This is a genomic window from Dyadobacter sp. 32 (assembly GCF_902506755.1).
Classification (GTDB): Bacteria; Bacteroidota; Bacteroidia; order Cytophagales; family Spirosomataceae; genus Dyadobacter.
Genome location: NZ_LR735258.1, coordinates 5,793,886 through 5,815,162, shown reverse-complemented (window position 1 = coordinate 5,815,162; position 21,277 = coordinate 5,793,886). Strand labels below are relative to the sequence as shown.

Sequence of the window (21,277 nt, the reverse complement as noted above, 5' to 3'; positions counted from 1 at the left end):
CCCCGGGTAAAACCCGGGGAGGGCCATGATGATGGGGTTCGCCTTATGTAACTACTCAAGCAATAGTCCCGAAAAACAAAAACAAGCAGGTTACCCATGTAAAGCGCCCGGAAGAGCCGAAAACCCCTAACCCTGAAAGGGTTCAATGTCAGTAACCCCGGGTAAAACCCGGGGAGGGTCATGATGATGGGGTTCACCTTATGTAACTACTCAAGCAATAGTCCCGGAAAACAAAAAAAAGCAGGTCACCCATGTAAAGCGCCCGGAAGAGCCGAAAACCCCTAACCCTGAAAGGGTTCAATGTCAGTAACCCCCGGGTAAAACCCGGGGAGGGCCATGATGATGGGGTTCGCCTTATGTAACTACTCAAGCAATAGTCCCGAAAAACAAAAACAAGCAGGTTACCCATGTAAAGCGCCCGGAAGAGCCGAAAACCCCTAACCCTGAAAGGGTTCAATGTCAGTAACCCCGGGTAAAACCCGGGGAGGGTCATGATGATGGGGTTCACCTTATGTAACTACTCAAGCAATAGTCCCGGAAAACAAAAAAAAGCAGGTCACCCATGTAAAGCGCCCGGAAGAGCCGAAAACCCCTAACCCTGAAAGGGTTCAATGTCAGTAACCCCCGGGTAAAACCCGGGGAGGGCCATGATGATGGGGTTCGCCTTATGTAACTACTCAAGCAATAGTCCCGAAAAACAAAAACAAGCAGGTTACCCATGTAAAGCGCCCGGAAGAGCCGAAAACCCCTAACCCTGAAAGGGTTCAATGTCAGTAACCCCGGGTAAAACCCGGGGGCCGAGTGGCCAGGAGACAAGTACAACCACAACCCGGAAAGGGTTGAATAGCAAAACCCTACGTAGCCTGATTTTCAACACACAACATCATACCCATTTAATCTCAGCAAGCCAATAGCGATCATCCCACTACACCTTTACCGACTTCCAGTTTCCCAGCCTGAAACGCCAGATTCCCAGTCCTGCCAGCAGTGCTTCCGCGGTGGGCACAGCGGCAAATACGCCGATTGGACCCAGATCCAGCACAATAGCGAGCAAATAAGCCATGGGAATCTGTACCAGCCAGAAACAAACCAGGTTCAGCACGGTCGGTGTGCGGGTGTCACCAGCTCCATTGAACGACTGGATCACCACCATGCTATAGGCATAAAACCCGTACCCCAGACAAAACGCCTTCAACCCTAACGCGCCCATCTCAATGGCCTGTGGCTCGGTTGTAAACCATCCTACGATCATTTCGGCAAAGAAAAACATAAAAACCGCAAGCCCAGCCAGAAAAATAAGATTGAACATGGCACAGCGCCATACCGAAGTCTCGGCACGATCCGGCTTTTGAGCGCCCAGATTCTGACCAACCAGGGTCGCCGCGGCATTTGCCAGCCCCCAGGCCGGTAGCAGTGTAAACATGATAATACGGATCGCAATGGTGTAACCAGCCACCACATCACTGCCAAACTCAGCGAGTATACGTGTAAGAAAAATCCAGCTTGCCGACGAAACAAGAAATTGCCCGGTGCCTCCGGCAGCCACTTTGGCAATATTAACGATGGTCTGCCGGTGCGGCCTGAGATCCTCCCACAACAAACCCAGCGCCTTGTTGACACGGGTTAAAGCATACAGCTGATAACCTACGCCAATGGACCTGCCAATGGCTGTGGCGATAGCTGCCCCGGTAACTCCCAGTTCAGGGAAAGGCCCCACTCCAAAAATCAGAAGCGGCCCGAGCAGGATATTAAATCCATTGGCTACGATGAGTGAACGCATGGCCGTCGAGGCTGCACCTGCCCCACGCAATGCTCCACTCAACGAATACAACAAAACCACCACCGGACTGCTCAGGAATTGTATGCGTACATAGTTGGTTCCGGTGGCAATCACGTTTGCATCCGCACCCATCACCCGGAGCAGATCCGACGCAAAAGTGATACCAATAATGGCTGTGATGCTTGAAATGAATAGCGAGATCAGGATAACCTGGCCAATGGCGTGCCTGGCCTGGTCGTGATTACCCTCCCCTACACGCCGGGCGATGGTGGCCGTGGCAGCGGTGCTCAATCCAATGGCAACCGAATAAATCAACGTCATCACCGACTCCGTGAGGCCTACGGTGGCTACGGCGTCAATCCCTACTTTGGAGACAAAAAATATGTCTACCACGGCAAACAGGGACTCCATGACCATTTCCAGGATCATGGGCACCGACAGCAAAAATATAGCCCTGTTGATACTTCCTTCTGTAAAACTTTCTTCCGAGCCACGAACAGCTTCCCGAAGCAGTTGAAACCACTTTTTCATTTATTTAAAACTATTGAAATATAAAAATTGAACTGGCAACTGTTGACAAGCTGCATTGATTTGATCCGTATGAGGATCTAAATGACGAGGACCGGGAAGAGCCTGAGGACTCTTTTACCCGAGGATGAACACCAACATAGGCTGAAAGAATTTCGGCAAAGATACAAAACTGTATTTTGAATATTCAAACATAAAAATGGATTTATAGAAAATGAAATGTAACTTCACCAATCAGGCGCATGAACTTTTGCGGGCGTTAATCCGTTGGCAAACTACCCTTTGAGGGTTTACAGACCTGGCTCATCCAAAAAGCATGACCACCATTTTGAATAAAAATTAGATTGAATGATCGATAAGAAAAAATCATATTCCACTGCCGTAGAACCCGAAACTGCTGTTCTGGTGGCGGTAAGTACCCAAAAACAAACACCCGGGCAAACCAAGGAATATCTCGAGGAGCTTGCATTTCTGGCCACCACGCTGGGCATCAAAACCGTTAAGACTTTTACCCAGAATCTGGAAAAAACAGATATCAAAACCTACACCGGCAAAGGTAAACTGGAAGAAATCGAGATCTATATCACGGCCAATCCGGTGGATATGGTCATTTACGATGATGACCTCACACCTTCGCAGGTTCGTAACCTCGAAAAGGTTTTTAAAGATGTAAAGGTGATTGACCGAAGCCTGCTGATCCTCGATATTTTCGCGATGCGCGCACAAACGGCTCAATCCAAATTGCAGGTAGAGCTGGCGCAGTATCAATACATGTATCCGCGGCTTACCCGCCTGTGGACCCACTTAAGCCGTCAATCCGGTGTGGGTGTAGGGATGCGCGGACCGGGCGAAACCGAACTGGAAACGGATAGACGGATCATCAAGGAGCGTATTGCTTTTCTCAAGGAAAAACTTGAAAAAGTGGACCGCCAGAGCACCACGCGACGCAAGGAACGGGATCGGTTGGTGCGTGTGGCCATTGTAGGTTATACCAATGTGGGCAAATCCACCCTGATGAACGGCCTTTCGAAAGCGGATGTGTTTGCCGAAAACAAACTTTTTGCTACCGTGGACTCCACAGTAAGGAAGGTGAACATGGAAAACATTCCTTTTCTGCTTACCGATACCGTCGGGTTCATACGCAAGCTGCCTACCACCTTGATCGAGTCGTTCAAATCGACGCTGGATGAAGTACGCGAAGCGGATATTTTGCTCCACATTGTGGACATTTCCCATCCTACTTTTGAAGAACATCTGGCTGTTGTGAATGACACGCTCGTGGAAATCGGTGCGGCGGATAAGCCTACCATTTTGGTTTTCAACAAGATAGACCTTTACAGTCCGTCCTTCAACAGTGAAGATGGCCTGAACGACGACGAAACGCATGAAGAGTCCGGCGAAAGTGTGCTGGAGCAGTTGAAAAAGAGTTATCTGTCGCACAAGGCTGACTCGGTGGTGTTTGTTTCAGCAGCAAAAAAGGAGAACATGCAGGAGCTTCGGAACAAGTTGTTTGCGCTTGTAAAGGAAAAACATTTCGCTATTTATCCCAACTGGCTCGATCTGGGTTACACCCCGGTTCAAAATGAAGAATAAGTGTTTGCTATTTAAACGCATATTTCGCATTTTTGCACCCCGGAAAAAAGCTGTTAGCTGATACCTAGGGAAGACTTCGTAGTTCAACGGATAGAATAGGAGTTTCCTAAACTCTAGATATGGGTTCGATTCCCGTCGAGGTCACGAAAGGTCAGGCATTTTGCCTGGCCTTTTTTATGATTATCGGATAGAATAGGAGTTTCCTAAACTCTAGATATGGCCGGGCCGCGTTCGGCTGGGCGGCCGGTGCCGTTCGATTCCCGACTGGGCGTCCCCGACTGGGCGTACCCGTCGCGGTCACTTTGAGCCAGGCATTTTGCCTGGCTTTTTATTTTTGTTGACAATTGGATAGAGCGGAGCGCCGCCCGACGGATCGCCGCCCGATACCTACCTGGGGATAGAAACTGTATTTTCCGCTTCCAATGCTCTGCGTTCAATTTTGGTTTCCCTGTATTAAACTGACCTGGGCTATATAGCCTGTAAGCCAATTTAGCCTGTACTAGCCTCGGGTATATTTTCAAACGATGTCCATGACAAAAATATTGATTGCAGGAATTGGTGGCGTCGGCGGGTATTTCGGCGGCCTGCTAGCCAGGGCTTTTGCGCAAAACGCAGACGTACAGATCAATTTTCTGGCGCGTGGAGCGCATCTTCAGGAAATTCAAAAAAATGGCTTAACTGTACTGGATGATGGTACGGAATTTATTGCCCGACCCCGGCACGTAACTGATAACGCGGGAATACTGGAAAAGATGGATTACATCCTTCTATGCACGAAATCCTATGACCTCCTGCCCCTACTGGAACAACTCCGTGTTTGCATCGATGACGAAACGGTGATCCTGCCCCTCCTCAATGGCGTTGACAATCAGGAGCATATTCTGCGGCATTTCCCCTCCAATATCCTGGCCGAGGGGTGCGTGCATATCAGCTCCCGGTATGTGTCACCGGGCCGCGTAACAAAAACAGGCCCTACCGCGAAGCTTTTCTTTGGATTAGCGCACAGCAGTCATGCCCGACTTGAATTATTGCTGGATATAATGCTCCTGGCCGGTATTGACGCCACGTGCACCCCCGATATCTCTACGATCACCTGGGAGAAGTTCATCTTCATTGCAAGCTTCGCCACGGCCACATCATTTTTTGATAGTCCTGTGGGATCCATTATGGAGGATCCTGCCAGACAAGAAGATCTTTACCGTCTGTTCTGTGAGGCCACGGCATTAGCAGAAAAAAAGGGTTTTAGCATGCCGGAAGACCTGCCGGATTTGTTACTAAAAAGACTGATGAATGTCCCCTATACATCCACATCCTCCATGCACTCCGACTTTCTGGCGCAAAAAGGAAAGACAGAACTTGATTCGCTGACCGGATACCTTGTCCGGGAAGGTGTAAAATACGGGCTACCCACACCCGTTTTCGCCAGCATGTACATCGCATTGCAAAGCCGGTAACTTCCTATCACCCGCCGTAAAGCCCCCAATGCAGCCGGAAGCTTTTAACCAAGCCTGGCCGGCACCGAAAAGGCCTGCATAAGCATTGTCCCCATCGAATGAAGTGTCCTGAAATACGGCTCACAGCAGTGATGCCAAAAACAGAACACATTTTATCCGCAGTCCGAACAATGTCGGGCTACAGATTCCAGGGTTAAAGGAGGCCTGACGATCATCCGGCTGGAAAGTGGCGAAGGAGGGGTGGAACTACGCGTCACAAAGTCCCTTGAAGACATGGGGCACGGAATTGAGAATATGATTACCATCCCCAACTTGGCACTTACAAAAAATTACCGCCTAAAAAAATCACATAGATAATCCGCATCGGGAAGTTAAGAGCAGTCTCTCTTTTTCGGCGACGGAGTGGTATCATGATCTGGATGGGAAGCCGACATTAAGAACTGTCAAGCATTAGGCTGTCCACTTTTGAAAAATCAAATAAAAAGCTATGCTTTCAGCCGGTCAAAATGCATTTCATTCAATTTGATCAAGTGAAAACGACTTGCCTGTGGGAGTAAGTTCGCCTTACGTCTTATTTTAAGAATGATTAGTGCACTAATAAACCAGACTTTGATCGTTGTACCTAGGGTTATCTTAACAGAAAAAGGGTGTTCCCGTTACCGGAAACACCCTTTTTTGATATGAGTAACCTATTTTACAAGTTGTAGCTTAACAGTCTCAACCATTCTATTGGCTACCAGCTTACCAATTTTATCTGGTGAGCTATAGATAGTCACCTCACCTGCTCGTTTCTCATTTTTAGCCTTTGTCAATGGTCCTAGACCATTTTGACTAGTGTTTTTTCTGTTATCGAACGTTATCATGTTCATAGATGTATGGTTTGGTATCACAAAATTAGTCTTTATTATAATATATATGAAAAAAGTGAGGGTTTAACTCAGGTTTAAAGTAGTACTTTCTTTTTATCCAGATAAAACCATCAGTTTTCGTGATTATAGCAACGTCCACCGGCCCTCCCACACTTTCTTCGTCCGACATTATTCTCCGTTTCAAATATGTCATATATATTAAGCTTTCTGCCATCTCCACCAAATCTTCTTTTGAGAGGAAAGATATAGTATCAAGAGTGGGGGAGATACTACTGTCATTCTTTACATTCTCAATTTCCTGAGAGAATCGGTTGACCAAATCATCAACATTTATATTCCTAATACTTTCTTTGATATGTTCAATCTCCGAGCCAGGCTGATTATTTAAAAGATTTAAAATTATGCCATTGTACTGCTGTAGAAACTCTTTGATTGTACTGTTGTATGACTCCGCCATAAAAGGACTAATTCCGGAAATTATGGTCTGAATAACATCCGTTTGCGCAAACGGGATTATGGCAGAGTCCATATTGTCATCTATTTTACAATCGGTGTAGCTGGTCGATCTCACATTGTTTGCTATAACTTCTCCCACCGTTATACTGGCAAGTGCCGGGTAAATTTCGAGTTCACCATAACCAGAGAAGACTAGACCACTATGACTTTGATAATACTCACTAGACCTTGCATAGGCTATCACAGCGTCAAGAAACAAGTTTTTTAATTGGACATCTCCAATATTATACATTTCAAAAACTTGATTCGTGTCTATAGAGCTTATAAAACTAATTAAATCTTCTTCTGTCAGATTATGCAAGCCTTCATTCAGAGGCTTAGTGTTCATAACAGCTACATACTCCCCTAAATAACGCTTAAAAGTAGATAATAGTTGAATTTCCTGAGAATCTTGTGGGCCTGTTGGAGCTGGAAATTCTTTATGATATTGCTCATCAAAGTAACCAATCAACATCTCCAGAAGGTCTTTGATACTATTTTCTTGGGTTTCTTTTGATACAAAATGAGGACTGTTACATAAATAGGTCAGAAAGTCGTTTTTATACGCTTCTACTGTATCAAACTTTTCATTGCCCAACTTCTCTCTATAGGATTTAATAATATTTTCCCAAGGAGTGCTGGCTAAGCTGGCAGAGTTATAAATCGCGATCCCAACTGGCTGATAATTAGATAATTTAAAGATCTTATTCGCCGTATTGAAAATCTTTTGTTTGTTCTTTCCTGAAACAGTTACTGCGCTATCAGCAGCCAGCGCGACGGCCGTCTTGTTAAGTATACCTACGACTGCTGTCATTATCTAATTTGTTCTTGGAGGATGATGTTTAGTTATTAATATTCCATTCTCTATTGCTAAGAATAGTTTCAGTCGTTTTGTTTTAACTATGTTATCATTAAGAGCCTAAAATAATATTTCTACCTATTATTTGAAACCATTTTGTTACCATAGCGACAGTTACTACTCTAACGATCTAATTAACAAACCTTTATCAATTCCCGTCGCAATCAACCAACCATGCATTCCAACAGAATTTTTGTTTAACTTCTTAGCCACACAGCCAATCCCCTCCGAATGAACAGCCAAATACAGCCTCACCCACCCCGCTCCATCTGCCCAATTGCCGCCAATCCTCCTATATATTTAAAAGCTTCCCCAAGTTGCTCATAAAGAAACCTCTTATTTTTTCTTGAAGATGGGTGGTAGAAATTCACAACCTTAATGCCGTTCCACTGACCATACCCAAATGTATTCGCCTCCGTTCTAAACATTTCAATATCAAGGAGACATTTTGGATACGCATCGTACCTAAAGCAGGTAACAATATGGGTTGGCGCAATTTCGGTAATCTGCCGTTGAAGCAATTCCCTGCTGGCTTCCATATATTCAAAAATAACCTGAGCGTTTGCTGAAGCATTTCCGCTTGCCTTCTTTACGTTGATAAAGGCAATGGATTTCAAGGCCTCGTGTTTCAGTGCATAATCCAGATTTTCCGAAAAAATCGGGAAGTTGTTCTGGATGCCGTAGGCCCATTCACTTATGCGGTGTGAAAATTGTAAGTGCACGTGCAGATTCCACCAATCGATATAGCCGTTTTTATAGTCTGTATAATCCTGTGCCTCAAGATAATTATGCTCTTTGGCAATAAACAAAACTTTACGCTCCTGCGCTTCAAACAGGGCCGGATTGATGATACCATCTCGTATAAACCTATTGCTCGAGTCCGCGAGCGCCTTTGTTTTGTATAACGCTTCTAATTCAGTTAAAACCGAGCTGGTTTCCATTTTTTTGATTTTTGAGGGTTGCTGTTTGTGAGATAAGTTCCTTAACCTTGAATACTACTATCACACGCGTGATCAAAAAAAATACCGCAACCACAACGGCTACGGCATATCAAAAAACTGATGGCGGGGCGCGTCATCAGAAAACCCGGGTGCCTGTCAACCGGCACAGCGGCTCCCATTGAGCGCCATCGGTGGATATCTCCCAGTATTCGGTAAAAGTTTTACCATCCGGGGTAAACTCCATGGTGGCACGTTCGTGCGGCCCGGCAAATTTCCAGGTCAGCCGCCGGACCGTAACTTCGTAAGCCTTCGAAAGCCCGATATTGTCGTAAGTGTGGGTAGTGAAGGTGCCCCGGGCAGGGTCATAACCTGTGATACCCATACCGATGTGTGACGAGTCTCCAAACTTGCGTGACCATTTGCTCAGCAGGAAAAACTTACCGGCCTGCCATTCGTAGGTGGCAATTCCTTTAACCACGGAGTCGGCCTGCATGGGCGCACCCTGCAGGTTCTGGCCCTCTACATTCCATTTTCCAACAAAAATATCCAGCTGTTCGAGCTCGTTGGGTGGAGAATTTCTTCTTTCGATATCCTTTTCAATTGTGTCCATGCGTGTGTAATTTATTTTTTTACAGATTAAAAAACCTTGTATTTGATGATTACACATTTCATGCCAGCAGGCCTTGTCACTTGCAATTGTTCACAATTATTATCATATCCCGCTTTTCGCTTACTTTAGCCAGCCAAAACGCAACCGTTAACGTAATGTTACCCTTCCCCAATATGCCCTACGGCCCCGCGCCGGTATATGCTTTTCCCCTTTTTGAAGGACTGATGTACCTCCTTTTCCTCCTTTGCCTGATCCATGCTTTCAAAAAAGGCACGAGTCATGTGGCTTATCTGCTCGGCGGGCTCATTTTCGGGCTGTTGCTGGAATATATCAACGTGGTCACCAACATGGGGTATGTGTATGGTAAGTTCACGATTATGTTCGGGACGGCGCCGAAAGATATTCCGTTGTGTATAGGGGTTGGATGGGGGATCATCATGTACACCTCCCGGCTGTTTAGCGATGCCCTGGGCATGAAACTATGGCCAAGTGTGGCGTTGGACACTTTATTGGCGATCAGCATTGACCTCAGCATGGATACGGTTGCCTACAGGCTGCACATGTGGCACTGGAACTGGGCCGACAAGAACCTGGACCCGCTTACCTCCGATTGGTTCGGGATTCCCTATGGCAATTTTTTTGGCTGGATCTGCGTCGTTTTCTTCTATTCGTCCATCAACAGAATCCTTGAAAAACGCCTGGCACAAAACGGTACGCTGTCCCATGGGAAGCAGGTAATGATTCCGTTACTGGCCGTTGTAGTATCTCAGGTATTTTTGTATCTCACACTGGTGTACATCAATGGATTTTTAAAGGAGCAGCTGGGTGTTACTTCCAGGCACCGTTTTATATTTGCCCTCGTTGTGCTTTCCCTTGCACTCGCTCAGGGGCTGCGCAACCGTAAACCGTTGCGTTATCAACCACCCTATCACACCTGGCTTGTCCCCGCTTTTACACATGTTTATTTTTTCGTATTCCTCTTTGTCGGTGGGTTTTACAAAGAAAATGTGCTGCTGATCATTGTCCCCATCGCATTGTCGGTTATCACGGTGATGGTACATACGCTGCCCTTTCAAAAGCGGAAGGCCATGGCAAAGGAGCCAGCAGAAGTGTGAAGGAATTACTTACTCGCGCCAACCATGCCACCACCTTTTGATTTGGTATGTGAAATCAGCACCATATTTTTGATATACGGGCGCTAACACATCGCCAGCAAGTGGATCGAATAATAATTATGGAAATGTTTTGTTAATAAAATCGCTGTTTGACCTCACCCATTCAACATACTTTGGACAATTTTTTCAGAGGCAGTTTCACAAAAATCAAGACCAGAGTAATCCGGATTAAAACCACCAATATAAGGGACAGCCATGATGTAAATGCGGTCATTGCTGGCGCCTTCTGCATCCACCACCTGAAAATCATCATTGATCGCAATGCCTGGTACCTTCAAAAAATAATGCTCTCCCTCCGCTTCAACGGCATCCGGTCTTTCGGCCATTTCCTTTTTACCCTCCGCCTTCGACCTGAATTTCAGGCGTGCCGGACTGATCGTCTTTTGGGCAAGCAGACCTTTGAAAGGGAAATCCTCATACGATAAATGCGGCTGTCCTACACAATCCACAAAGGTCTTGTAGTACTCCGATATGTTTTGTCCGTCGTCATCCGTATAATGATAGGTTGCTCCCATCCGACTGTCGGGTTCAACGTGACTATCCGAACCCACAGAAACGATTTCCAACCTGCCCGCACCATGCAGAGCGAGCAATTCCTCACAAGAACTCTGCGGTACAAAAGCTATGACAATTGATATCAGCGGCATCAACACCGTTTGAAGCCTCAGCATATCTTCTGCTGACAGATATTTGGCCGGGTAATTCATGGCAAAGCTCAGCACAGCCAGCATTTCCTTCCAATAGATGGACTTTCTTCGCTCTATGGACTTCCCTGCTTCTACATATTCGTCTATGAATAACTGAAAAGGCTCTTTGCGTTCACGGAAGTCCATCATTAAACCCACAAATTCTTCCAGCGAAAGATCCTTGATTTTGGCATAAAACGCGGCATCCTTGCCTTTGAACTGCTCTTTAAAATCCTTCTCAAAAACGAAATCAAGGGAGAGGAATCCACCATTTTCCGCTATATTCTGATCAATTTCCTCTGGCGTAAGTAAGGAGTCCGTGCTTACCTGGGGCTGTTCGAGGTGGAAGCGTACAGCAGGAAGCAACCCGCTCCGCGAGTGCATGATGATCCTGAACCCGGCACTATCGGCATCGGACTGATAGGACAGTTCCCCACTTTTCTCTTTCGTGAAACTGCCATTGCTCCTTGCCAGCGTGCGAATGGCATCGATGGCGGTAAGTGAAGATCCTTTAATGGCCACGGCATGGTCGGTTTTCATTACCAGCTTGGATGGCGGATAGGGCGAATCAAAATAGCCCTCCACCTTCCCTTCATGCCTGATGGGCCATTTGTGACCCGTGCAGATGATTACGCTATCGAACTCCTGAATCCCTTCTTTTGAGAAGTCCACCTCCACCTTTCCATCGGCGGGCCGATCCCGGATATCCAGCACACTTGCGCCGAGGTGCACGGTGGTGGCCATACCCAGCTCCTTCGCCTTATCCAGTAATAATTGGAATTGTGCAGACAGGTATTGTCCAAACAGCAGCCGGGGCAGCACCTTGTACTCATTGAATCTTTCCCGGTCAATATTAAAACCGTCCAGTTCTTTTTCGGGTAACGTTTGTATCCATTCTTCAATGGTGGTAACCATATCCGGAATTTCATTGTCCGATACATTGGTAACGTGCTCATTATTTGCACCCCAGCTGCTGTATGGCATGCCCGCTCCCAACTGATTCTTGGCCTCGAAAATATGAATATCCAGGTCCTTCCGTCCGGCGTTTACGAGATTTTTATAGATAAACAGTCCACTGGGGCCAGCACCAAGAATCGCAATTTTCTGCTTTGTTTTTTCAAATGTCATGGATGTAAATAAGTCTGATGTTTCAGGGTAAATCGATATGATTGGGTCTACTTAGTTTTTAAGGAAGCGAGTGAGCACTTTCCTTACCATTTCCATACAGGCTTTTCGATATAAAAATGTAAGAGAAAGCAAGACAAGGCTTAGCACAAGCAGCACTACGAATCCCAGGTAGTCGCTCCCCAACGCCCTGTTCAAAAACTGCCCCAGCAAACAAATAAGGATGATGGCGATCACAAACGACAGCAAGGCAGTGACACTGTAATAAACCACCGGAGAGGAAAACCGGGCAAGAATCGCCTCCATTTCCGCTCTTAACCTGCCTAAACTTTCATCTACATAATCCGTAAAATACGAGAAGACGTTCTGGCCCGTCTTTTTCAAATCCTTTAATGGCTCCGCCACTTGCTTACCTGCAGGCGACACGGCGTCCTTCTCAATCTCTCTTCGGATCATCAAAACAGCATGCCCATTGGGTGAAATAGCCTCTCCATCCGATCTGGCATATACTTTGGTAAACTCTGCCCCAAAGTATAAGATGATGGATGAGTAATAAATCCAGGTGAGCAGAATAACAATAGAAGCCGAAGCACCGTAAGTAGCGCCCAGATCGGACTGTCCGAGGTAAAAACTAATACCAAATTTACCGATTGCAAACAAAATGGAGGTAAATGCAGCACCTACAATACACTCCTTCCAGCGCAAATGCCCATCGGGAAGGACTTTGAATATAACTGCAAATAGTGAGGTGATAATGACCAGGACCAGCCCCACATTCAGCACGGAAAACAACACCACCGACGCCTCCGAGAAATAGCGTTCGAGTCTGTTGCTGAGCAGATCTACCATGGCATTCACACCGAGTGTTACAATAAGCAGGAAACCGAGTGTCAGGATAATCGAAAAAGAAAGAAGCCGGTTTTTGAGATATTGAAGCCAACCTTTTTTGGGCTTCGATTTGATAGACCAGATGTAATTGATAGAGTCCTGGATTTCGGCAAATACACCTGTTGCACCAATTAATAATGTGACACCACCTACCGCCGCAGCCATATTGGACTTATCACTGATGGCCGCGTTTTTGATTAATTCCTGAACCTGTGCAGCAGCTTGCTTTCCCACCAGGCCACTGATCTGATTGAATAGCTCCCCCTGAAACGCCTCTTTACCAAAAAAAATACTGACAATTGAAATGATCAGCAGCAACATAGGAGCCAGAGAGAAAATGGTATAATAGGATAAAGCAGCACTCAGCTTCATACCGTTATCGTCTATAAATTCAGAAAAACTCTCTTTCACCAGGGAAAACACAAATTTGACACGACCCATCTGAAAAAAATTAGTGTTTTACACGTTTGGAAACAACCAGCTCCTTGAACAAGTACCTTCATTCAAGGCTGCTCTATCTTCAATAATAATTGTACCAGCCCTCATTTTGGAATGATTGTTTACATACCACCTTCACCATCCGCACCGCAAAGAATGCCCTAGAAACAGCAGCGAATGAAGAAAGCACCGGTATCGAAAAAGCGGGAGGCTTCATGACGTTCTCCGCATTGAACTTGGCGGACAAATAAATTTTAAAGCAATTAGCGTTAGGTTTTCCATGACTAATACCCCTTTTCGACTTTCTGAAATATGGATTTATCCGGTAAAATCACTCGGGGGAATCCGGCTGAAAGAATCTCCTGCTTTGGAAAGAGGATTACAGTATGACCGTAGATGGATGGTAGTGGACGACAAAGGGGTTTTTATAACCCAAAGAATACATCCGGTGTTAGCCACGGTGGATGTAGCCATCGGGGAGGATGGGATTAAGCTAGCCAATCGAGCCGACCCCTCCGATGCAACGCTCATACCATTTACCTCCCATGACAGCATCCCGATCGAAGTAAAAGTATGGGACGATGTCGTGACCGCACGAAAAGTCTGCTGCGAGGCAGCCGACTGGCTTTCCCGAAAATTGGGGACAAGCGTCAGCATTGTCGAAATGACCGAATCCACAAGTAGGAAAATAGATCCCCGCTATGCCCGCGTAGGATTGGAAGTGAGCTTTGCCGACGACCTGCCCTATCTTTTGATTTCGGAAGCCTCGCTAACCGACCTGAACAGCAGGCTGGACCAGGAGGTAGGAATGGATCGCTTTCGACCCAATTTTGTCATCTCCGGCACGCACCCGTTTGCAGAAGATGACTGGAAAAGCATCCGAATCGGTGATGTTGAATTTCAGCTGGTCAAACCGTGTGAGCGCTGTGTAGTCATCAACATCAACCCGGAAACGGGTATAAAAGCGCGCGAACCACTGCGCACACTGGCTACTTACCGGCGAGTGAAAAATCACATCCTCTTCGGCCAAAATCTGGTCGTCCTAAATACCGGGACAGTTTACGAGGGTGATACAATTACCCTCTCTCAACCCTAAGTCTCTCAGGCCTCATAAAGCTTCCGAACGATCACCGGGTGCACTTTTTTACAGATAAAAAGTTATTTTTCCAGTAACGGCAACAAGACTTCGATCTGCCCTTCAAGCTGTGACAATAGCTGCCCAATGAGGTCGTGATCATAAATCGTCAGCATTTCCAGTTCTAAGGCTGTTTCCGACAAATCGGCCAGGAACACCGCTTTGGCAACACCTTTTAATTTGTGACTGGTGGCTTTCAGCCTGGCAAAATCCCTGATCGCGTAAAATGATTTCAAATCCGTCAGATTTTCCTTTAAAGACTCTTTTGTCAAAGCCAATATCTCTTCGATGAACTGCTCGTCGTCCATGTATGCACTTCGCAGCTTACCAACATCAAAAGACGCCATCCCGGGCTTGAGCGGAAACTGAACTTTGCTGAGCTTTTCCTCCTCAGCGGCAAACTGCTCTACTCTTCCCAAAACCTGCCAGATCGCTTCCTGGGTAAAAGGCTTTGTTACAAAATCGACCATACCAGCCTCCAGGCATTTTTCCCGCTCACCCTTTACATTACCTGCCGTGAGCGCGATGATTGGCAGATTTAAGGCATCCTGTAATTGTTTTATCGCCCGTGTCGCTTCATACCCGTTCATTTCAGGCATTTGTACATCCATGAGTATGATATCCGGCAAGTTCGCAACGCATAACAGAAGCGCTTCATTACCGGTTCTGGCTTCAACGATCGTGGCGTTTGGTGCCATATTGGCAATTACCGTCCTGGTTAGAAACATGTTGGCCGGGTTGTCCTCGGCAATCAACACATTAAATTTTGCGGGATTTTTGCGATCAAACACCTCTACGTCAACCGTTTGTTGCCTAAAGCTTTCGCTCGACGACAGGCGGGTAAAACACATCACAATGTCAACTAGTTTTAACGGCTTGGTCAACCGATAGTTGATCTCATTCCCCTCCAACTGATTGATCGTTGCCCGGTCAACAGAGCTGCTCAGTAAGACAATCCAGTGTTTTTTGCTTCCCGGTAATTGATTGGCCCTGATCTGCCTCACCGTCTCCAGACCATCCATTTCCGGCATGTGATAGTCAACAAAAATCGCGTCAAAGTTTTCATCCGATTTTAGAATAGCCAGGGCCTCTGATCCGCTTTGGGCTTGCACCGAATCAATGTGCAAAACATTGAGCATTTTTTCCATAATGAGGAGGTTGTTTCGGTTGTCGTCAACGACAAGTACCCTTTTTACCTCCATGACCTTTTCTCTCTGAAAGGACACGCCATGCTCAAATTTCATTACCAGATCGAAAAAAAACGTGCTTCCGACACCTCTTTCGCTGATCAGTTTCAGTTCGCTCCCCATCATGCCCAGCAAATTATTGGAGATGGTCAGGCCCAGTCCTGTACCTCCATATTTTTTTGAGGTGGAGCCATCCTCCTGCAAAAAAGCCTCAAAGATTTTACTTTGTTTTTCTTCCCTGATACCTATTCCGGTATCCCGCACGGTAAACCTGCAGCAGATTTCACCACCCGGTTCCGAGTCCATGCTCAGCACCTCCAGTTTCAGCTCAATCTCACCCTGATCCGTAAATTTAGCAGCGTTGCTGAGCAGGTTTACAAGTACCTGCTTCAACCGGATTTCATCCGTCCACACAAATTGCGGCAGCGCATCCGGTATGTTCAGCAGCATCTCTAGCCCCTTACTTTGAACCAAAAATGAGATAATATCTGCCGACTGGGACGCTATATCGTAGATATCACATTTTGCTACATCCAGTTCCAGTTTCCCTGCTTCAATCTTGGAAAAATCAAGAATATCGTTGATGATGTTGAGCAATGTATGCGCCGACTGGCTTACAATGCCCAGGTATTGCCGTTGCGTATCTGTCATTTTGGTTTTCAATACCAGATCAGTAAAGCCGATCACACCATTTAACGGTGTCCGAATCTCATGACTCATGTTGGCCAAAAACTCCGATTTAGCCATATTGGCCAGCTCCGACTGCCTTTTTGCTTCTTTCAGTTCCTCTCTTCTCATAGCGGCATCGGTGATGTCCTGTGTAAACATCATCACCCCACCGATACTCCCATCAAACAAGAACCAAGGCCTTACCTCCCATTTAAGAAACTGATCCTGCTCCCATCCTACCGGCCTCCACCTTTCCTCTTCTGCTGCAAATATCTCCCCTTGCAGACAACGCTGATGGATATCTTTCCAATGGTCGCTGATGTTGGGGAAGACTTCATAGTGCGAAAGCCCAAGGATATTCTCTCCGGCCAGGCGATATTCTTCAAGCCATTTCTGGCTCACCGCCAGGTATCTGATCTCTTTATCAAACATGGCCACTGCCGCAGGGGCATGCTCAACAAAAGCCCGCAACCTGGCCCGCTCACTGACAAGTTCCAGCTCCGACTTTTTCCTTCGGTCAATATCCTGTATCGTACCGTAAAGTCTTTTACATTTTCCATTTTCAAATTCACTGTTTCCTATAATTCTGATCCATAGCTCCGCGCCCGTGGCGGTGATTAGCTCCAGCTCCAGGTCATAACCTTTTTCCTCTGAAATTGCGCTATCCATTGCCTGACTGAGTTTTTGCAGGCTGTCATTTTTGTAAAAACGAAGCAAAGACTCAAGATTAAACTCAAACGCATCATCGGCCTGGTGAATTTGCCTGGTGACCTCCGACCAATAGGTTTTTTTGGTGATCATATTGATCTCCCAGCCACCGACCTTAGCCATCTGATTGGTCTGCAACAACATCTCCTGCATCCTGTTGACCTCCCGGGCCAGCCGGTGGCTTTCCGTAATGTCAATCGCATTTCCGATGACATAATCCGGACCATCCGTATTTTTTACCAGAATATTGTTGTAGCTCCAAACGGCCGTGTGTGTCCCCTTATAGCTCAGCGTTGTCATCAATCCGGTGGCCTTTCCGTTCACTTCTATTTCGTGAAGATATGCCGCCATAGAGGAATGGTGCTTGGCCGGAATTAAATCCCGAAGGTTGTACCCGGCAGGGTTCGGTGAAGGAAGCCCCAACAACCCGGCTACCGTAGGATTGATGCTCAAAAAATTACCATTCAGATCATGGGTACAAAGCATTCCCTGAGAATTTTCAAAAAATGACCTGAACTTATCTTCACTTATACGAAGTTTATCCGCGTTCATTTTCTCAACAGAAATATCGCGGGCAATGGCAAAAACATTGCCGGTACCTGGCTCCACGGTAGCTACCCACTGCAGATACAAGAATTCGTTGTTTCGGGTCTGGAATCTGGATAGAAAATTGATTGAGAAATTTTCAGAGGGCAAAGTCGGCCATACCCGGGCAAGATTTGCGCGATCTTCACGATGTACCAGATCCCATATCGAACGCCGCAGGAGGTAATCCCGATCCCAGCCCAGAACCCGCTCAAATGCAGGATTAATCTTCTCGAAAAAACCGTTTTTATCAATGATGCAAATCAGGTCATTGGAAAGTTCAAAAAGTCTTTCAAAATAGCGAAGCTCCTCCCTGCGTCTTTGATTTACCGTAAGTGTTACCGCCTGCTCAGCCAGCAACTTCAATCCTTTTATCTGGGCTTCCGATAGTTTTTTGGCCTTAGTATCCAATACGCAGAAAGTTCCTATGGCATACCCATCAGGTTCAATCAACGGATAACCTGCGTAAAAGCGGATAAATGGGTCACTGGTGACAAATTCGTTTTCTCTGAACCGATCGTCCCGTGTGGCATCCTGGATCTCCACCAGATCCATATTCATAATGGTGTATTGACAAAAGGAAACATCCCGCGGAGCCTCCACCACCTCAAGCCCACGACTCGATTTGATCCACTGCCTTTTATCATCAATAAATGAGACCATCGACATGGGTACATCGCAAATAATGGAAGCCAGTTCTGTTAGTCTGTTAAAGTCTTCATCAGAAGAGGTATCCAGGATTTGATATCTCATAAGTGCAAGTAACCGCTCCTCTTCATTGGCAGGTACCGGAAAATCATTCTTCATCATTGAGTAGACATTTTGGTCTGGCCTTGCATGATGCTTCCCGGGAAGCGAACTTACTGGCATATAATACCACACTTCTTCGAATCATGCGCTAGCAATCTAGTCAAATTAATTCTTTAAACTTCACTAATAAGATGGCTTTGACACGGAGTAGCCTAAAATATTTTACGAGAATTAGTTTGAGCTCATTGCGAAAATTTAAATTCAACGCCCGGGAAAGCAGATCAGGTAATCTTAATAAAATATCTACGATAAAAGATCCCACTTCGTGATGAAATTATCACCTGGTCAGTACAGTCAAACGATCAACTAGCGGTCGTTTTGGATATGTGCGAGCGTGTCTGGGTGGAAGATTACATTCCAAAAACAGAAATGCATCCGTCCGGATGCATTAAGGTAATCTGTTTGAATGATGTTGTCAGGAATGAGTTGGGCCAATAATTCAAATATCCGGATTGGTTCAAACAAATATTCGATCCCATCCGGATATTTTCTCTTTTCAACCAGTTCAGATTTACCTGGACAGGCATTTCATTTTTATTGTTAGGGATGAGATATGCTTTTTCTAAATTGCTTTGTAGAGATATCCCGGTTATGTTTAAATTACTTACGGGATTTAAGCGGGCTATCGTTGCCTGAAATTGCAAAAAAAGAATTTATCTTTGACAAGCCACTGATTCCCGGCCATTTACAGTAAAAGAAATTATGAAACCACATTCTATTCTGATTCGTGTTATTTAGAAGATCGCGCTCGTTCGCTCTGTCCGACATACTCGACGGTTGCCGCAATCAGAAACATGCTGCTCAAAAACAGCTATTCGAAGCTTATTACAGTTTTGGGATCAATATCTGTCTGCGCTATGCCGATAATCGGGAAGAGGCAGAAGAAATGTTTGATGATGGTTTTCTGCGCGTACTTGCCAAAATTGAATATTATGATCCTGGACAATCATTCGATGCCTGGTTCCGTACGGTGATCATCCGATCGGCCATTGATCACTATCGCCGCCACAAATCAAGTATTGCTTTTACCAGTATTGAAGATGCTTACGACATCGGCTACGACGAGGGCCTTTTCGACAGATTGTCTGCCGAAGAGATTCTGGCCGTGGTTCAACTACTCCCGCCATCCTACCGAACCGCGTTTTCCTTGCATGTGGTAGATGGCTACACCCATCCGGAAATAGCCCGGATGCTGGGAATAAATGAAGGAACTTCCAGGTCAAATTTGGCGAAGGCAAGAATAAAATTACAGGAATTACTCACCCAACGAGCAGAAAGCAGCTCGTTAAACCTACGAAACTATGTTTAATGACCGTTTCGACAAAATATTAAAGAGAAATCTGGAATCTGTTAAGCCTGAATATAACGAGCAGGCTTGGGATCGGATTAGCAAACGCTTACCCGCATACGGGGTATGGCCGTTTATTCAGCAATATGGCGGCTGGCTGCTGTGTGGCATGATGATGGCCGGCTGGGTCACAACCCTATATACACTGAGAGAAAATCAGCAGATGATCCGACAGTTAAGCACGCTTCAAAACGAGAGCTCTGCCAAAATACCGGAGCCGATCCGGCATGTTGCAGAAACTAAAGCTGACACCGTATATATTGTCAAAAGGACTATTACTGAACACCGTAACGCAGTGCCCGCCTCGGCTATACTCCCGGCCACGGCAGCGGAGACGGCTATACCTGTAAAAATTGAAAGCAATACGGTCGCAACGGTACCGGTCTCGGGGCTTGGAGATCCGAAAGCCGCTGCCAAACCCGCTATTCTTGACTCCACCACTCCTGAGAATATTTCTGCCATGCACCAGGTAGTGGACCAGTATACAAAGGCAGGAATGCAGGATTCCTTTCATCAAAAAAGCGCTGCCGACCCAATCTTAAAACCTGATTCCTTGAAGAAAGTGATGGATAAGGAGTCCATCATTGCCCTGATAGATTCCGCCTGGGCGCAACAATCGGCCCGGCAGTTGAAAAGCGTATACCCCGACTCCTTGTCGGAAAGGAATGCGCATGTATCGAGCCTTCACGCTGAAACCAAACCCAAACGTGACCCCTTCCGTTTGTCGGACCTGGAACCCAGGTTGGGTATTGAAAGTCTGTTTTCAAGATTCAGTCAAGGATTTGGCCCAGCCATTGAAGTATTCCCCACCGAAAATTTCGGCATATCGGTCGGCATCCAGGCATCGACTTTGAGAGCTGAAAACCATAAGGCATTGAGAGATTATAATTCAGCAACGGGTAAATTGTTTCTGGTGCAATACCGTAGCTATCTTCCGTCCCGATTTGACAGGATTGAGGATATCTCCATCAAAACAACCGTGGTAACTTTGCCCGTCAATCTTAAATATTACATTCCACTCAAAAACAATCTCTCCCTTTTTGTTCATTCCGGGACCAGCCTGGATTTAAGTGCGTACCAGCAGGTCAGCTTCGAGAGCTATTTAAATAAATCGAAGAGAAGAAATACTTTTGAAATGGATGTCTCCCCGCATTTCTTTCACGAGTTTATGTTTGGCACAGGACTACAGTACCGAAGGTCCAGAATCCATGCACAGGTTTCCCCATACTATGTATACGACTTCAGGAATATCGAACACACACCCGCGGGAAGTAATCTGGGCTTCAAGGCATCCCTCTGGCTTAATTTATCCAAATGAAATCGACTAACATTGCAGTCACGAGTCAGTAATTAAACCCAGCCTGTCGGAATGCAACTCCGCCGGTGCCTCTGGT

Annotated in this window: 13 protein-coding genes and 1 tRNA gene; 7 read left to right on the top strand and 7 right to left on the bottom strand. The window is 46.1% G+C overall.

The features are described 5' to 3' along the window. Positions 1-925: 925 nt before the first annotated feature. A complete protein-coding gene (locus tag DYADSP32_RS23835; protein WP_149240419.1) occupies positions 926-2,311 on the bottom strand; it encodes an MATE family efflux transporter in 1,386 nt (461 codons plus the stop codon). A gap of 345 nt (positions 2,312-2,656) precedes the next feature. On the opposite strand from DYADSP32_RS23835, the gene hflX reads away from it, so the two are divergent. The 3 genes from hflX to DYADSP32_RS23820 all read left to right on the top strand — a co-directional run bounded on the left by hflX (position 2,657) and on the right by DYADSP32_RS23820 (position 5,355). Then, positions 2,657-3,901 carry a GTPase HflX gene (hflX, locus tag DYADSP32_RS23830; RefSeq protein ID WP_149240420.1) on the top strand — a complete coding sequence of 415 codons (1,245 nt, stop codon included), beginning with the start codon at positions 2,657-2,659 and terminating at the stop codon, positions 3,899-3,901. A gap of 72 nt (positions 3,902-3,973) precedes the next feature. Beyond that, positions 3,974-4,045: transfer RNA gene (locus DYADSP32_RS23825), tRNA-Arg, on the top strand. A gap of 386 nt (positions 4,046-4,431) precedes the next feature. Then, positions 4,432-5,355, top strand: a complete 924-nt coding sequence (locus DYADSP32_RS23820) for a ketopantoate reductase family protein (RefSeq protein ID WP_414618007.1) — start codon at positions 4,432-4,434, stop codon at positions 5,353-5,355. An 894-nt stretch (positions 5,356-6,249) separates the two neighbouring features. Here DYADSP32_RS23820 and DYADSP32_RS23815 read toward each other — a convergent pair. From DYADSP32_RS23815 to DYADSP32_RS23805, 3 genes are all read right to left on the bottom strand, one after another. Next, the gene (locus DYADSP32_RS23815) at positions 6,250-7,533 is read right to left on the bottom strand and encodes a hypothetical protein (protein ID WP_149240422.1); all 1,284 of its coding nucleotides are present in this window, start codon (positions 7,531-7,533) and stop codon (positions 6,250-6,252) included. 296 nt (positions 7,534-7,829) lie between these two features. Next, positions 7,830-8,519, bottom strand: coding sequence for a hypothetical protein (locus DYADSP32_RS23810; RefSeq protein WP_149240423.1), 690 nt, complete (start codon positions 8,517-8,519; stop codon positions 7,830-7,832). Positions 8,520-8,655: 136 nt separating this feature from the next. After that, positions 8,656-9,129 carry a DUF1579 family protein gene (locus tag DYADSP32_RS23805; RefSeq protein WP_414618006.1) on the bottom strand — a complete coding sequence of 158 codons (474 nt, stop codon included), beginning with the start codon at positions 9,127-9,129 and terminating at the stop codon, positions 8,656-8,658. A 155-nt stretch (positions 9,130-9,284) separates the two neighbouring features. On the opposite strand from DYADSP32_RS23805, the gene DYADSP32_RS23800 reads away from it, so the two are divergent. Next, positions 9,285-10,244 carry a carotenoid biosynthesis protein gene (locus DYADSP32_RS23800; protein ID WP_149240425.1) on the top strand — a complete coding sequence of 320 codons (960 nt, stop codon included), beginning with the start codon at positions 9,285-9,287 and terminating at the stop codon, positions 10,242-10,244. Positions 10,245-10,399: 155 nt separating this feature from the next. Here the strand turns inward: DYADSP32_RS23800 and DYADSP32_RS23795 are convergent, their stop codons facing one another. Both DYADSP32_RS23795 and DYADSP32_RS23790 read right to left on the bottom strand, forming a co-directional pair. Continuing rightward, positions 10,400-12,118 (bottom strand): FAD/NAD(P)-binding protein, encoded by a 1,719-nt coding sequence (locus DYADSP32_RS23795; RefSeq protein WP_149240426.1) that lies wholly within the window; start codon positions 12,116-12,118, stop codon positions 10,400-10,402. Between the two features lie 51 nt (positions 12,119-12,169). Then, entirely contained in the window at positions 12,170-13,444 is a 1,275-nt protein-coding gene (locus tag DYADSP32_RS23790) for a YihY/virulence factor BrkB family protein (RefSeq protein ID WP_149240427.1), read from the bottom strand. Positions 13,445-13,721: 277 nt separating this feature from the next. On the opposite strand from DYADSP32_RS23790, the gene DYADSP32_RS23785 reads away from it, so the two are divergent. Then, complete coding sequence (locus tag DYADSP32_RS23785; protein WP_149240428.1) at positions 13,722-14,537, top strand: MOSC domain-containing protein; 816 nt, start codon at positions 13,722-13,724, stop codon at positions 14,535-14,537. Between the two features lie 62 nt (positions 14,538-14,599). Here the strand turns inward: DYADSP32_RS23785 and DYADSP32_RS23780 are convergent, their stop codons facing one another. After that, on the bottom strand, positions 14,600-18,535 hold the full coding sequence (locus tag DYADSP32_RS23780) for a PAS domain S-box protein (protein WP_149240429.1): 3,936 nt from the start codon (positions 18,533-18,535) through the stop codon (positions 14,600-14,602). 727 nt (positions 18,536-19,262) lie between these two features. Between DYADSP32_RS23780 and DYADSP32_RS23775 the strand changes: the two genes are divergently transcribed. Beyond that, positions 19,263-19,844, top strand: a complete 582-nt coding sequence (locus DYADSP32_RS23775) for a sigma-70 family RNA polymerase sigma factor (RefSeq protein ID WP_149240430.1) — start codon at positions 19,263-19,265, stop codon at positions 19,842-19,844. Then, the gene (locus DYADSP32_RS23770) at positions 19,837-21,201 is read left to right on the top strand and encodes a hypothetical protein (protein ID WP_149240431.1); all 1,365 of its coding nucleotides are present in this window, start codon (positions 19,837-19,839) and stop codon (positions 21,199-21,201) included. The genes DYADSP32_RS23775 and DYADSP32_RS23770 overlap by 8 nt, the downstream gene beginning before the upstream one ends. Positions 21,202-21,277 lie beyond the last annotated feature (76 nt).

What these genes read in the sequence shown, in the direction of transcription:
- DYADSP32_RS23780 (WP_149240429.1), bottom strand. Translation starts at nt 18,535, where the DNA reads ATGATGAAGAATGATTTTCCGGTACCTGCCAATGAAGAGGAGCGGTTA.
- DYADSP32_RS23800 (WP_149240425.1), top strand. Translation starts at nt 9,285, where the DNA reads ATGTTACCCTTCCCCAATATGCCCTACGGCCCCGCGCCGGTATATGCT.
- DYADSP32_RS23835 (WP_149240419.1), bottom strand. Translation starts at nt 2,311, where the DNA reads ATGAAAAAGTGGTTTCAACTGCTTCGGGAAGCTGTTCGTGGCTCGGAA.
- DYADSP32_RS23815 (WP_149240422.1), bottom strand. Translation starts at nt 7,533, where the DNA reads ATGACAGCAGTCGTAGGTATACTTAACAAGACGGCCGTCGCGCTGGCT.
- DYADSP32_RS23785 (WP_149240428.1), top strand. Translation starts at nt 13,722, where the DNA reads ATGACTAATACCCCTTTTCGACTTTCTGAAATATGGATTTATCCGGTA.
- hflX (WP_149240420.1), top strand. Translation starts at nt 2,657, where the DNA reads ATGATCGATAAGAAAAAATCATATTCCACTGCCGTAGAACCCGAAACT.
- DYADSP32_RS23810 (WP_149240423.1), bottom strand. Translation starts at nt 8,519, where the DNA reads ATGGAAACCAGCTCGGTTTTAACTGAATTAGAAGCGTTATACAAAACA.
- DYADSP32_RS23770 (WP_149240431.1), top strand. Translation starts at nt 19,837, where the DNA reads ATGTTTAATGACCGTTTCGACAAAATATTAAAGAGAAATCTGGAATCT.
- DYADSP32_RS23820 (WP_414618007.1), top strand. Translation starts at nt 4,432, where the DNA reads ATGACAAAAATATTGATTGCAGGAATTGGTGGCGTCGGCGGGTATTTC.
- DYADSP32_RS23795 (WP_149240426.1), bottom strand. Translation starts at nt 12,118, where the DNA reads ATGACATTTGAAAAAACAAAGCAGAAAATTGCGATTCTTGGTGCTGGC.
- DYADSP32_RS23805 (WP_414618006.1), bottom strand. Translation starts at nt 9,129, where the DNA reads ATGGACACAATTGAAAAGGATATCGAAAGAAGAAATTCTCCACCCAAC.
- DYADSP32_RS23790 (WP_149240427.1), bottom strand. Translation starts at nt 13,444, where the DNA reads ATGGGTCGTGTCAAATTTGTGTTTTCCCTGGTGAAAGAGAGTTTTTCT.